The 13,136-nt window shown below is 41.2% G+C and carries 17 protein-coding genes; 10 read left to right on the forward strand and 7 right to left on the reverse strand.

Annotated elements, in window-relative coordinates; all coding sequences use genetic code 11:
- Positions 1-30: 30 nt before the first annotated feature.
- From H6G74_RS06220 to H6G74_RS06230, 3 genes are all read right to left on the reverse strand, one after another.
- The gene (locus tag H6G74_RS06220; RefSeq protein WP_190966850.1) at positions 31-816 is read right to left on the reverse strand and encodes an FHA domain-containing protein; all 786 of its coding nucleotides are present in this window, start codon (positions 814-816) and stop codon (positions 31-33) included.
- A 169-nt stretch (positions 817-985) separates the two neighbouring features.
- Entirely contained in the window at positions 986-2,299 is a 1,314-nt protein-coding gene (locus H6G74_RS06225) for a DNA double-strand break repair nuclease NurA (RefSeq protein WP_190966851.1), read from the reverse strand.
- A gap of 65 nt (positions 2,300-2,364) precedes the next feature.
- A complete protein-coding gene (locus tag H6G74_RS06230; RefSeq protein WP_190966852.1) occupies positions 2,365-3,153 on the reverse strand; it encodes an HAD family hydrolase in 789 nt (262 codons plus the stop codon).
- Positions 3,154-3,618: 465 nt separating this feature from the next.
- Here H6G74_RS06230 and H6G74_RS06235 point away from each other — a divergent pair, with 465 nt between their 5' ends.
- The 10 genes from H6G74_RS06235 to H6G74_RS06280 all read left to right on the forward strand — a co-directional run bounded on the left by H6G74_RS06235 (position 3,619) and on the right by H6G74_RS06280 (position 11,074).
- Positions 3,619-4,164 (forward strand): peroxiredoxin-like family protein, encoded by a 546-nt coding sequence (locus H6G74_RS06235; RefSeq protein ID WP_190966853.1) that lies wholly within the window; start codon positions 3,619-3,621, stop codon positions 4,162-4,164.
- A gap of 53 nt (positions 4,165-4,217) precedes the next feature.
- Complete coding sequence (locus H6G74_RS06240) at positions 4,218-4,373, forward strand: hypothetical protein (protein WP_190966854.1); 156 nt, start codon at positions 4,218-4,220, stop codon at positions 4,371-4,373.
- A 235-nt stretch (positions 4,374-4,608) separates the two neighbouring features.
- A complete protein-coding gene (locus tag H6G74_RS06245; RefSeq protein WP_190966855.1) occupies positions 4,609-5,094 on the forward strand; it encodes an ATP synthase subunit I in 486 nt (161 codons plus the stop codon).
- Between the two features lie 62 nt (positions 5,095-5,156).
- Entirely contained in the window at positions 5,157-5,921 is a 765-nt protein-coding gene (atpB, locus tag H6G74_RS06250) for a F0F1 ATP synthase subunit A (RefSeq protein WP_190966856.1), read from the forward strand.
- Positions 5,922-6,071: 150 nt separating this feature from the next.
- Positions 6,072-6,317 (forward strand): ATP synthase F0 subunit C, encoded by a 246-nt coding sequence (gene atpE / locus H6G74_RS06255; RefSeq protein WP_015112744.1) that lies wholly within the window; start codon positions 6,072-6,074, stop codon positions 6,315-6,317.
- Positions 6,318-6,495: 178 nt separating this feature from the next.
- A complete protein-coding gene (locus H6G74_RS06260; protein ID WP_190966857.1) occupies positions 6,496-6,927 on the forward strand; it encodes a F0F1 ATP synthase subunit B' in 432 nt (143 codons plus the stop codon).
- Between the two features lie 280 nt (positions 6,928-7,207).
- The gene (locus H6G74_RS06265) at positions 7,208-7,777 is read left to right on the forward strand and encodes a F0F1 ATP synthase subunit B (protein WP_062297596.1); all 570 of its coding nucleotides are present in this window, start codon (positions 7,208-7,210) and stop codon (positions 7,775-7,777) included.
- The gene (gene atpH, locus H6G74_RS06270) at positions 7,777-8,331 is read left to right on the forward strand and encodes an ATP synthase F1 subunit delta (RefSeq protein ID WP_190966858.1); all 555 of its coding nucleotides are present in this window, start codon (positions 7,777-7,779) and stop codon (positions 8,329-8,331) included. Before H6G74_RS06265 ends, atpH begins: the two co-directional genes overlap by 1 nt.
- Positions 8,332-8,523: 192 nt before the next feature.
- On the forward strand, positions 8,524-10,044 hold the full coding sequence (gene atpA / locus H6G74_RS06275) for a F0F1 ATP synthase subunit alpha (protein WP_190966859.1): 1,521 nt from the start codon (positions 8,524-8,526) through the stop codon (positions 10,042-10,044).
- Positions 10,045-10,126: 82 nt separating this feature from the next.
- Complete coding sequence (locus H6G74_RS06280; protein WP_190966860.1) at positions 10,127-11,074, forward strand: F0F1 ATP synthase subunit gamma; 948 nt, start codon at positions 10,127-10,129, stop codon at positions 11,072-11,074.
- Between the two features lie 331 nt (positions 11,075-11,405).
- On the opposite strand, the gene H6G74_RS06285 is transcribed toward H6G74_RS06280, so the two are convergent.
- The 4 genes from H6G74_RS06285 to H6G74_RS06300 all read right to left on the reverse strand — a co-directional run bounded on the left by H6G74_RS06285 (position 11,406) and on the right by H6G74_RS06300 (position 12,994).
- Entirely contained in the window at positions 11,406-11,768 is a 363-nt protein-coding gene (locus tag H6G74_RS06285) for a hypothetical protein (RefSeq protein ID WP_190966861.1), read from the reverse strand.
- A 97-nt stretch (positions 11,769-11,865) separates the two neighbouring features.
- Positions 11,866-12,006, reverse strand: a complete 141-nt coding sequence (locus tag H6G74_RS06290; protein WP_190966862.1) for a hypothetical protein — start codon at positions 12,004-12,006, stop codon at positions 11,866-11,868.
- A 285-nt stretch (positions 12,007-12,291) separates the two neighbouring features.
- Positions 12,292-12,561, reverse strand: coding sequence for a BrnA antitoxin family protein (locus H6G74_RS06295; protein ID WP_190966863.1), 270 nt, complete (start codon positions 12,559-12,561; stop codon positions 12,292-12,294).
- A gap of 103 nt (positions 12,562-12,664) precedes the next feature.
- Positions 12,665-12,994: a helix-turn-helix domain-containing protein gene (locus tag H6G74_RS06300; protein WP_190966864.1), complete on the reverse strand. Its 330-nt coding sequence runs from the start codon at positions 12,992-12,994 to the stop codon at positions 12,665-12,667.
- Positions 12,995-13,136 lie beyond the last annotated feature (142 nt).

Genomic DNA, 13,136 nt, shown 5'->3' on the forward strand with positions numbered 1-13,136 from the left:
AAAGGTTACGCCATCAGCGTAACCTTTTTTCTATTTATTAATTATTTGTGGAAGCGATCGCCAATCATAACCAAATATTTTACCTGTTGTAAAAAGTAGATAACCAATAAAGAATAAAGCCGAAGTTGCGATTAACAATAACAAGTTAACTGAGGCAAAAATCCGACCAGTAAATATAATTATGAGGACTCCGATAGCAATCAAAATCCAGCCGAAATGACGATTGATACGTTGTTGACATAACACAAAAATTCCGGCAAAACAAAGCGCAATGCTAGGTAGACCAAAAAATATGCCGATTCTCACGTTGGCAGTTAACAGTACAATACTGGCAACTATTAAACTTAAACCTATGAGCTTAGTTGTTTTATCTACCACGATTGATTGCTTCTGCTCAACTAATGGCGGTACAATTTGCGTGCTATTAACTGCTGTCGCTAAAGCTGGTGAATGTTCTGGGGGATTTTGCCAAATGAAAGTGATGGCATCACCTTGACCAAAGTTAATGCGATCGCCTACTTTTAACTGATGTCTAGTTCCCGCTTCTAGTTTGACATCGTTAAGAAATGTGCCATTAGAACTACCTAAGTCTTCAATTAAGTAATTGCCATTTTCGACGATAATTTGAGCATGAGCGCGAGAAACAACCTCTGCATTTGGCAAACTGGAAACATCAATATCTGGGGGATTTTGGTCATTTGGCTTACCCAGTCGTATTACTGTCAGATTTGCTGGTAAGTCAAAAGCGGTGTTGGTTTGAACATGGAATAGCTGTAAACTTAGCCCGGTAGTGCTGAATTGATTGAGATTTTGCATGGCTTACCGTTGTATCGCTAATCCTATGTTAAATAGTTTAGGCGATCGCTGACACCTTTGCGTATTTTCCCAGACACAGGGTAAAGAAGAATTCAGGTGTCAGAAGTGATCGCAGTTTGATGACAAGTTAATCAATAATTACAGGTTTTGGCTTGCTAAGTAACAACTTTTAAGCGATACTTCCGCGTTTCCTGGCTTCTTTGTAAGAAGTACCAACATTTTTTAAGCCAGCTTTAATCATTTGCTTTTCTAAAAGGGCGAAGAAACGCGCCTTATCTCCACCTCTAACCACAGCTTGATTATGCGCTTCTGCGATCGCCACTGGGTAGCCATATCCTTTTTGAACTTGCGCCAGCATTAATCCCAAGGCTTCATCAAACATAGCTGTATTTTCCACAACCCAAGCCGGGACTTCAATACGAGCAATTTCCGTACCTACGTGAACATAACAAAAATAAATGTTTTGACCTTCATAAAACTCTAAAATTCGCGCATTACTCCGCCATAAAGGGCCGCGTTGTCCTGGCTGGAGTTGGGTTGACCACAAAGACGTATCTCGTAAAGGTTCAAATACTTTGCAAGGAACTTTTTCTAACTGGTTGGGACAATAACTTACACAGTCGGGAACCGGATGGGGACAAGCCATCAACCGTAAAAAGTTAATTCCCTCCACATTCCGAGAGGCGCTGAGATAACCCATTAATGGGATTCCTGCATCACGTAGCTGCTGCCAAGCTTGCAAAATCGGCGGTAAAATGCGATCGCGTGCTTCTAGCGGTAACTGTTCTAAAAACCAATAAACTAACGAACCATCCACCATTGCTAAGGTTGGTATTCGGTCTTGCGAGGGAGAGGGGAGAGAGTGGGAAGACAAGGGAGAGGGGGGAGACAAGGTAGGAGGGGGAGACAAGGGAGAAGAAACTTCTTTGTCTACCTTTCCACTTTGTCCACCTTGTCCCCTTCGTCCCTCCCGTCCCTCCATCACTCCACAAGCTAATTCAGCCAGTACAGTTGCTTCACTCGCAGTCCGACAAAAACTCATCCATTCTTCCGTCCTAATTCCCCACTGTCGAGATGTATATAAATCTTCGGGGCGGTAAAATACCTCTGGCAAACTATCAAGTAGTGGATGACGATTTTGACCGTAGTGTAAAACTACTCTGCCAATATTTAATAGATAACAATAAGCAATTTCATGATGACTGGGGGCAATTTGTGAACCGTCGGTAGCGATAACAGTATGTACTTTCGGTGGAACAGGAATATCAATGCGAGTTTCTAATGGCTCAATTGGGGTAGCATTAGCAAATAAAATGCGATCGCGCCATTTTTCTTGACGTTCAATTAAATCTTGCTGACATTCGTAAGCATTTATTAAATGTTGTTGCGCTAATTCTAAACGCTGGCGACCAGCAACAGCTTCTTGAGAAAGATGCTGACTTAAACCTTGCATTTGTCGCGCTAATTTTGTCAGGTCAAGCATAGATTTTTAACTGAACCAGAAAATATTTGATGAGATAGAGACGTAAAATTTACGTCTCTACAAATTTATGACAACCAATCAGAGAAGTTCTTGGTAAACTGTGACAGCGATATTAACTGAATTCGCTCGTCATCTTGTGCCGCTTTTCTTTCTGGTTGGGTATTATAACCCCAGTCCGCCAGAAAAAGCTTCACATCCTCCAAATCAGCTTGCTGTTGAACTAACTGCAAAGTTTTAATTCGGTCTTCAACAAACCATAAACTCATCGGCTGTTGATTAGCTGTTTGCATCAATTCTCGCAGAATCTCATATTTAGGACGCTTCACTTCTTTGCCAAAAATTGCTGCGGGAGGTAAATTCACTCCTTCTTTCTGTAACAACTGTTGAACAAAACGACCTTCTTTAGTCGTGACAATGAATAACTGCACATCACTAGCCAGAGTCAATTTGATTTTTTCAATCACACCCGGATAAAATTTGTGCAGACTCAGCCAGCCTTCTAAATCTGTAGCAATCCATTCATCCCGGAGGTGATCTAGTTTCGCACCGATTTCTCTAGCCTGCAAGTTATCTTTCAATAAAATTTGTGGCGTAATTGTTGTCCATTCCTGAAGAATCTCTTCATCAGACATTCCCGCCAGCAAAGCTTTAATTAAAACAGGCATTTCCCAACCTGTTTCAATCACTGGTCTGAGACGGTAAAATCTCAAAGCCAAGTCATCAGGAGGTGTATCATTATCTGGCAACCAAAGTTTACAGTAGGTTAACCATGCGACCTCAAAATATTCAATTAGTCCGTCGCAAATTACTCCGTCAAAGTCTAAGGCCAAAATTGTAGGACTACTTGCGGTCATTGTTTTGAGGATTAAAACTGCTTTTGTCAGCTTACATGAAAAATTAAAAATTGGTAGTAATTTTTGCTAGTTTTTTGCAATTTATATTTTTTTCAAAATAGCTTCATATACTGTTAATTATTCACTTTTAACTCGCTTAAAAGAAAAATTCCTCTAGACTTTTGTTATTGATTAATCTAGTTAATATTTTCTCTGAAATAATCTAGTTATTATATAAGTAGTTTTTATCTGCATAGCCTGTAACAATCGATGGAAGCATTTAAGTCTGCTTCAATTTGTGGTTAGTTATTTATTTTATTAATTTTTACAATTATCTGAATATCTTTAAACAAAGAAATTAAAAAAAGCTTATTTAATTTTTTATTTGCGTTTCTACGCTCTTATATGAGGTAAATTAATACCCGGATTCAGCACAGTACAAAATCAACAAGCGCGAGATATAGCAATTAAATTGGAAGAAAAATCATGATTACCCAATCTGAGAAAACAACTTCACCCAAGCTGCTGATGGAAAATCCGGCTCCTGTTTTGGAAGTCAAAACCTTAAATGGAACCATCTGGAAACTAGCTGACCAAACCCCGAAAAACTACACAATGGTTGTATTTTATCGAGGGTTACATTGTCCCATTTGTCAAAAGTATATTAGCGATTTAGAGCAGAAACTCGATGATTTCCAAAAACTAGGTGTAGAAGCGATCGCTATCAGTGGTGATTCTCTAGAAAAAGCACAACAATTTCAACAACAAGCTAACATCCAAAATACCACTATTGGCTATAACTTCACCCCCGATGATATGCGTCGTTGGGGACTGTATCTTACCAAAGGCCATTTTGAAAGTGAACCAGCTTTATTCAGCGAACCTGCTGTATTTTTAATCAAGCCTGATGGTCGTCTATACTTTGCCAACATTGGTACTCATCCCTTCTCCCGCGTAGATTTTGCTTTCCTACTCCAAGGACTAGAGTACATCATTCCCAGAAACTACCCCTTCCGTGGAACTGAAGGCTAATTAATCCCAAGCAATTTTGGCCAATCTAATGTAAATTAAGAATGTACACAGCAATGCCCTCTTCAGTGGGTAGTACAAACTCAACAGGCTGGAGTTTAGCAAAATTTAGCTTTGGTGTGATGTCTAACGACAAGACGTTCTGCGTCTACGCTCCTCAAGCACCAAGTAGATTTTCTAAACCCGGCTTTCCCGAAATATTACGTAGGTGATGACACAACGCTTCTGGAGGTCACTGAGATTATTTGACGAAAAAGCAATCTAACATCAATTAGGAATTTCGCAGGTGAGATTCACGTTACATCCTCAGATTGGCCTGCTTCCTTGATTTTCTCGCTTTGTGCCTATCCAAAGTTTAATTTGTGTTGCGTTTGGGTAAAAAACAAGAAGTTAATTGTTTTTTTCTAAAGTATTGTTACCGGATCGTGATATGATTCAGCTGACTGAATGTGCAGTCATAATAAGTTAGCTGTACTGGTTTCAAGTCCCGTGAGCTTGTCAGAAGAACCAATTGCGCCCCCTCCGACAACACAACAAGATGCTCCATCTGGTTTTGAGGACACAGAACCAGTCAACGCTTCTATGCAGGAGTTCTATCAACTCTATCAGAAGTTGTTGGTAATCACACTTGTTTTGACGGGGATTATATTTATCTCTGTGTGGATTTTTTATTCACTAAACATTGCCCTGAATTATTTAATTGGGGCGTGTACAGGTGTGGTTTACTTAAAGATGCTGGCTAACGACGTTGAGCGATTGGGTGCTGAGAAAAATCGTCTAAGCAAAAATCGTTTTGCTTTATTTATTGGGTTGATTATACTAGCAACTCAATGGAACGATCTACACGTAATGCCCATTTTTTTGGGATTTCTTACATACAAGGCCACGCTCCTCGTCTATACGGTGCAAACTGCGTTCCTTCCTGATTCTTAACAAAATCAGGCTCACTAAAGACAATACACCCATCCTCGCTCGTTGGGGAAAATGCTTGAAGAATGCAAATGCTTAGTGTTTTAAACGCCTTTAATTCTTTTCCCCTCGCCGAATTAGAAGTAGGTCATCATTTCTACTGGCAATTAGGCAACCTCAAAATTCATGGGCAGGTTTTTCTCACCTCATGGTTCGTCATTGGCGTTCTGGTACTAGCTTCATTAGCTGCGACTCGGAACATACAAAAAGTTCCCAGAGGTATCCAAAACTTAATGGAATACGCTCTGGAATTTATTCGTGATCTAGCAAAAAACCAACTTGGTGAGAAAGAGTACCGCCCTTGGGTACCATTTATTGGTACATTGTTCTTGTTTATCTTCGTATCGAACTGGTCAGGTGCTTTAATTCCCTGGAAGCTAATTAAGCTGCCATCTGGTGAATTAGCGGCTCCCACCAATGACATCAATACGACGGTAGCATTGGCACTGCTGACTTCTCTTGCTTATTTTTATGCAGGTTTCAGCAAACGTGGTTTGGGCTACTTCAAGAAATATATAGAGCCAACACCCGTATTGTTGCCGATCGCCATTCTCGAAGATTTCACTAAGCCCCTCTCCCTAAGCTTCCGTCTTTTCGGTAACATCTTGGCGGACGAATTAGTTGTGGCGGTATTAGTGCTGCTTGTGCCTTTATTTGTACCTCTGCCTGTAATGGCCTTGGGTTTATTTACCAGTGCCATTCAAGCTCTAGTGTTTGCTACCCTAGCAGGGGCATACATTCATGAGGCAATGGAAGGACACGGCGGCGAAGAGCATGAGGAGCATCATTAAAGCCCTCAGTTGTTAGCACAGTTCCGACGAGCATCAAAGCTCAAAACGTCGCAAACTGCGATTTGCGAGAACTCGGTGCAGCGTGAAAAAACACGTCTTTACTAGTTAATTTACTTTTGTAGTTCTGTACTTAAAGCAAGGAAAATCAAAATGGATCCATTAGTTTCTGCTGCTTCAGTTCTGGCTGCTGCTTTAGCAATTGGTTTGGCTGCGATCGGCCCTGGTATTGGACAAGGTAACGCTGCTGGTCAGGCAGTAGAAGGTATTGCTCGTCAACCAGAAGCAGAAGGTAAAATTCGCGGTACTCTGCTATTAACCTTGGCGTTCATGGAATCTTTGACCATCTACGGTCTAGTAATCGCGCTAGTACTATTGTTCGCTAACCCCTTCGCATAAGACCTGAAAGTTTTTGTTTTGTAGAGACGTGAGCTATCACGCCTCTACAAGCACAACATTTTGGGGATTAATTGGTTCTGATGTAGGCTGACCCTTGTGGCTATGGGTCTCTAAAATACGAAAGGTTGGATAACGTTGCTAGCCATGAAAACTGCTACTCCAGCCAAAGAGGAGAGAAATGTTTGATTTCGATGCTACTTTGCCCTTTATGGCATTGCAGTTCCTGCTGTTGGCAGCCTTGTTGAATGTAATTTTCTATAAGCCACTGACCAAGGTACTGGATGAGCGCGATAATTACATCCGCACCAATACCCTTGAAGCCAAGGAACGTTTAGCCAAAGCCGAACGCCTAACTCAAGAATATGAGCAACAACTAGCAGAAGCTCGCAGACAATCGCAAGCTACTTTAGAAGCTGCTCAGGTTGAGGCTAAGAATATTACTGCCCAGAAAATTGCTGAGGCGCAACAAGAAGCTCAAGCTCAACGAGAAAAAGCTTCTGCTGAAATAGAGCAACAAAAGCAGGAAGCTATGCGTTCCTTGGAACAACAAGTTGATGCTCTCAGCAGGCAGATCCTAGAAAAACTATTAGGGCCGAGTTTAGCTAGATAAGCTAAAGATGATTGGTCTGACAAAACCTACGCGCAACTGGGCATTTGTCCCAGAGCGCCTAATTTAAGTGTCAGCCAATTTTAGATTTTAGATTGCCGATTTTGGATTTACAGTGCCAATTTTTAGGTTGCAGATTGATAAATTACTCAATCAAAAATGACAATCTAAAATTTTGGTGGGGGATAAACCAAAAAATTTAAAATCTAAAATCTAAAATTCGTAGCACTTTTTTCCTACGGGAAGACAAAACTTAATTAGCAAGCGAGCAGCGCACCTGTAAATGGCTATCATGGGCATTTTCTTCTTACTTGCCACAGAAGCTCAAGCTGTTCACTCTGAATTGGCAGAAGGCGCAGCAGAAGGTGGTTTCGGTCTAAACCTAGACATTTTAGAAACCAATCTCATAAACCTAGTGATTCTGATTGGCATACTATTCTACTTTGGACGCAAAGTTTTAAGCAATATCCTGAACGAGCGCAGCTCCAATATCGCAACTGCCATTCAGGAAGCAGAACAACGCTTAAAAGAAGCACAAGCTTCTCTTTCACAAGCACAAGAACAGTTGACCCAGGCTCAAGCTGAGGCACAGCGCATTCGCCAAGCAGCCACAGAAAGCGCCCAGGCAACCAAGCAAGCTCTGTTAGATAAAGCAGCACAAGACGTAGAACGCTTGAAACAAACAGCAGCAGCAGACTTGAACACCGAAAGAGAACGGGCGCTAACCGAATTGCGGCAGCGAGTAGCCGCTTTGGCACTACAGCAAGTTGAATCACAGCTGCGCTCTGGTGTAAGTGACGATGTTCAACAGGCACTAATTGACCGTAGCATCGCTCAGGTGGGAGGACGGTAATGAAAAGTAATGTAGAAACAGCCGAAATCGCCCAGCCTTATGCACAGGCATTGATGTCAGTAGCACAGTCTAAAAATCTGACAGAAGAGTTCGGTAACGATGCGCGTGCCTTACTAGATTTGTTGCAAAATTCTCAACAACTGCGGAACTTTATCGATAACCCCTTCATTGTACCTGACACCAAAAAAGCGGTGATCAGCCAAGTCGTGGGTGGAGGTGGTAATCCTTATTTACGCAACTTTTTGCTACTTTTAGTAGACAAACGACGCATCTTCTTCTTAGACCAGATTTTAAAACAGTACTTGGCATTGCTACGGCAGCTGAATCAAACTGTGTTAGCAGAAGTAACTTCTGCTGTTGCGCTCTCACCAGAGCAAGAAGAAGCCATTAAACAGAAAGTCATTGCTATCACCAATGCGCGTCAAGTAGAACTTGAAACTAGAGTAGACAGCGAATTGATTGGTGGTGTGATCATCAAAGTCGGCTCACAGGTAATCGATGCTAGTTTACGTGGTCAACTACGTCGCTTGTCTTTGCGTTTGACAAATGGCTAGGAAGAGGCAGGGGAGCCAGTGCGTTGCGGAGGTTCCCTCCGTTGTAGCAACTGGCGTGAGCAGGGAGCAGGGAGCAGGGGAGAAAAATTTTACTCAGCACTCAGCACTCAGCACTCAGCACTCAGCACTTTCAACTCAGCATTTCGATATTGATTACTATTTCTTCCATGTTGCAAAAGAAAAACATACACCATGAGCATATCAATTAGACCTGACGAAATTAGCAGCATTATTCAACAGCAGATCGAGCAATACGACCAAGAGGTTAAAGTTGCTAACGTTGGTACCGTTCTGCAAGTAGGTGACGGTATTGCCCGGATTTATGGTCTGGAAAAGGCTATGGCTGGGGAACTTTTGGAATTTGAAGATGGCACCGTTGGTATCGCCCAAAACTTGGAAGAAGATAACGTGGGTGCGGTACTCATGGGTACAGGTAACAGTATCCAAGAAGGTAGTTCTGTGAGAGCTACTGGTAGAATCGCCCAAATCGGTGTCGGTGAAGCTTTAATTGGACGGGTTGTTGACGCTTTAGGTCGTGCCATCGACGGCAAAGGCGACATCAAATCCAGCGAAAGCCGCTTGATTGAATCCCCAGCACCCGGTATCATTGCTCGTCGTTCGGTACACGAACCCATGCAAACCGGGATTACCGCTATTGACTCCATGATTCCCATCGGTCGGGGTCAGCGCGAGTTAATCATCGGCGACCGTCAAACAGGTAAAACTGCGATCGCAATTGATACCATCATTAACCAAAAAGGTGAAGATGTAGTTTGCGTCTACGTAGCCATTGGTCAAAAAGCTTCCACCGTTGCTAACGTAGTTCAAACCTTACAAGAAAAAGGCGCAATGGACTACACCGTAGTTGTTGCAGCTAACGCCAGTGACCCTGCTACCTTACAATTCTTGGCTCCTTACACCGGAGCTACCATTGCTGAGTACTTCATGTACAAAGGCAAAGCTACCCTGGTAATCTACGACGACCTTTCCAAGCAAGCACAAGCTTATCGCCAAATGTCCTTGCTACTCCGTCGTCCACCCGGACGGGAAGCTTACCCCGGAGACGTATTCTACATTCACTCTCGCTTGTTAGAAAGAGCGGCTAAACTCAGCGACGAATTGGGTAAAGGTAGTATGACTGCTCTACCCATCATCGAAACCCAAGCAGGTGACGTATCTGCTTACATCCCCACCAACGTAATTTCCATCACCGACGGTCAGATTTTCTTGTCTTCTGACTTGTTCAACGCTGGTATCCGCCCAGCTGTAAACCCTGGTATTTCCGTATCCCGTGTGGGTTCTGCGGCACAAACCAAGGCAATGAAAAAAGTTGCTGGTAAGATTAAGCTCGAACTAGCACAATTTGACGACCTCCAAGCTTTCGCGCAATTTGCTTCTGACTTAGATAAAGCTACCCAAGACCAATTGGCACGAGGTCAACGCCTACGGGAACTCCTCAAGCAGTCTCAAAACGAGCCTCTGTCCGTAGCTGAACAAGTAGCAATTCTCTACGCTGGTATTAACGGTTACTTAGATGATATCCCTGTAGATAAAGTAACCACCTTCACCAAAGGTTTCCGTGACTACCTGAAAACTGGTAAGTCTGCTTATTACGGAGAAGTACAAAGCAAGAAAGTACTAGGTGATGATGAAGAAGCCGCATTGAAGGCTGCTTTAGACGATTACAAAAAGACCTTCAAAGCTTCAGTGTAATTAGTCATTAGTCATTAGTCATTGGTAAGTAGCTAATGACTAATGACATAAGGACAAATGACTAAGGACAAAGGACAAAAATATGCCTAATCTTAAATCCATACGCGATCGCATTCAGTCGGTCAAAAACACCAAAAAAATCACAGAAGCCATGCGGCTAGTAGCAGCAGCGCGGGTACGTCGGGCGCAAGAACAAGTGCTGGCTACTCGTCCCTTCGCGGACAGACTAGCGCAAGTGCTATATGGTTTGCAAACCCGTCTGCGGTTTGAAGATGCAAACCTACCTCTGCTGAGAAAACGGGAAGTTAAATCAGTAGGCTTGTTAGTCATTTCTGGCGACAGAGGTTTGTGCGGTGGTTATAACAACAACGTCATCCGTCGTGCTGAAAACCGCGCCAAGGAACTCAAGGCAGAAGGTGTTGACTACACATTTGTATTGGTTGGTCGTAAAGCTACCCAATACTTCCAACGCCGGAACCAGCCTATTGATGCTACCTACAGTGGCTTAGAACAAATCCCCACGGCAGAGGAAGCAAATAGAATTGCTGACGAGTTGCTGTCCTTGTTCCTCTCGGAAAAAGTAGACCGCATCGAATTAATCTACACTCGTTTCGTCTCCTTAGTGAGTTCTCGTCCTGTAGTTCAAACCTTGTTACCTCTTGATACCCAAGGTTTAGAAGCAGCCGACGACGAAATTTTCCGGTTGACAACTCGTGGTGGTCAATTTGAAGTCGAACGGCAGAAAGTCACCTCTCAAGTTCAACCTTTAGCCAGCGACATGATTTTTGAGCAAGATCCAGTACAAATTCTGGATGCTTTGCTACCCCTGTATTTGGGCAACCAATTACTACGGGCATTACAAGAATCTGCTGCCAGTGAACTAGCAGCACGGATGACAGCTATGAGTAACGCTAGTGATAACGCTGGTGAACTAATTAAAAGCCTCTCGCTGTCTTACAACAAAGCCCGACAAGCCGCAATTACTCAAGAACTTCTAGAGGTTGTTGGTGGTGCAGAAGCACTAAGTTAGGGACAAGTCAATTGTTAACTACAACTAATAGCTGATTGCTAGTTACTTTCAAACTAGCAATCAGCTATTTTTGCTTTCTTTGGTTGAATTTTAATTTCGGGTTGCTCAGAATTTGGTAAATAGGAATATCCCGATATTCTTTTTGGGTAGGAAGCAATCTCAAGAAAGTAATACCAATTTTGTATGAATATGCACTGAATCAGATAAAGAACCACAAAGGGCGCAAAGGACACAAAGCAAGAAATCAGAGATCAAAGGATTAAATGCAGCAATACTTTTGATACACTATATTCCAATGGATAATATGATTGTCCTATGTGCTGCATTTTTATTAGTCTTTTTTATTGTCTGTTTGGGTAAGATATATTTCTATTTTCTCAGTAAACAAGTCTGTCTCTGATTTCATTTTTTGAATTGATGTAAATAGTATTTTTGTTATACTCTTATTTATTGTATTAGAAATAATATCAGACATTATGTTTTGTAAATTTATCACTGTATCTGTTAGACAGGTAAACCTAAGCAAAGTTTGTTTAATACCATGATCTTGAGGTTTAACTCTAACACGTGTTACATAGCTAGGATTTTCCTTATGTGCTATAAATATTATTCCTTTGCGTTTTAAGAAATCAACAACTTTATATTTTTGTTTAGATAATATAATTGGATTATCTTGATTATTGTTTATCAGCATATACTTTTGTTTATACTACTTCCTATCTTTACCTTTTTCTAGCTATTTTTCCTCAGTAAATTTATCAATTTTTATAAAAAATAGTAAAATACTGTTATTATTCATTACCGCACAAGAAAGCTAGACAGCATAATAGTAGATTGGGCGCAATCACACCACACAAAAGTACGATCGCTATCTTCCGTAGGTTGGGTGAAACGCCGTGCAACCAAACACTATTTTGTAGTTCATCTACCATCCTCAAACTTCTATACAAAAATTTTTTGTTTACTAAAATCATTAATGTTGGGTTACGACGCAAAATAGAATTATCTGTTGTGTATCAAGATTTTTCATGCGTCTCACCCAACCTACACAAGAATTAAAAAACTCCTGATTCTCTCTGCGCCTTTGCGCCTCTGCGTGAGCAAATTCATCTCGTATTTATGCAACATTTTACATGAAATCTGCGATCGCCAATCTACACAGCCTAATAATAGATTGAATAGAGCGATCGCCCCACACAACTTACAAGGATACTGATTTAATGTTGGGTTTTATTTTGAATATTACTCTGATGTTCAACGTAAGTTCGTAATACTGCATTCATTAAAGACTGATAGCCCTTACCTTGATTTTTAAACCATTGCAATACATCACTATCAATTCTTAATGAGATTGCTTGTTTAGTGATAGGTTGAACAAGTTTAGCATTTTCCCAAAAATGAGCATCTAATTCAGGAATATCAGAAGTATCAATATCTTCATCAGGAATATTCTGAATTTCTTCAAGTCGTTTGGCTGAGATATTCATAGTATGCTTTTAATTTCCAAAAAACGAACGGCAAACAAGTATCATTGCGATCGCCTGCGTAAAAGCATAATAGTGAATTGGATGCGATCGCATCACACAATAGTTAAAAACAAACTACAGTAGTAGAAGCAGAAGGACGATTTTCGGGTTTAGGTTTGACTCTAATTTCTACATCATTACCCAAGATATTCAAAAATTTTATTAATCTTTCAACTGAAAAGTCTTTTAGTTTACCTCTAGTTAAAGCAGAAACTTTTGGTTGATCTATACCTAAAATTTCCGCCGCTTGAACCTGAGTTAGTTCCTGACTAGCAATAATTTCACTAATTTTCATCGCCAATTCAGCCTTAACTAAACGTTCTTCAGGATTAGATAAACCTAAATCAGCAAATAGATTCCCACTACCACTAGTAACTTTATTTTGGTTGTCCATCTTTATTACCATCGCTCTTTTGAGTTTCTTGTAAATAATCTGGATTTAAACTTTTTTAGCTGTGGTTTTTCTTGTTCTGTATCCATACACTATATAGCGGTTTTCATTCCAGTGAGGTACATTTCTCTAGCCTCTAGCCTCT

Source organism: Nostoc spongiaeforme FACHB-130 (genome assembly GCF_014698475.1).
GTDB lineage: Bacteria > Cyanobacteriota > Cyanobacteriia > Cyanobacteriales > Nostocaceae > Nostoc_B > Nostoc_B spongiaeforme.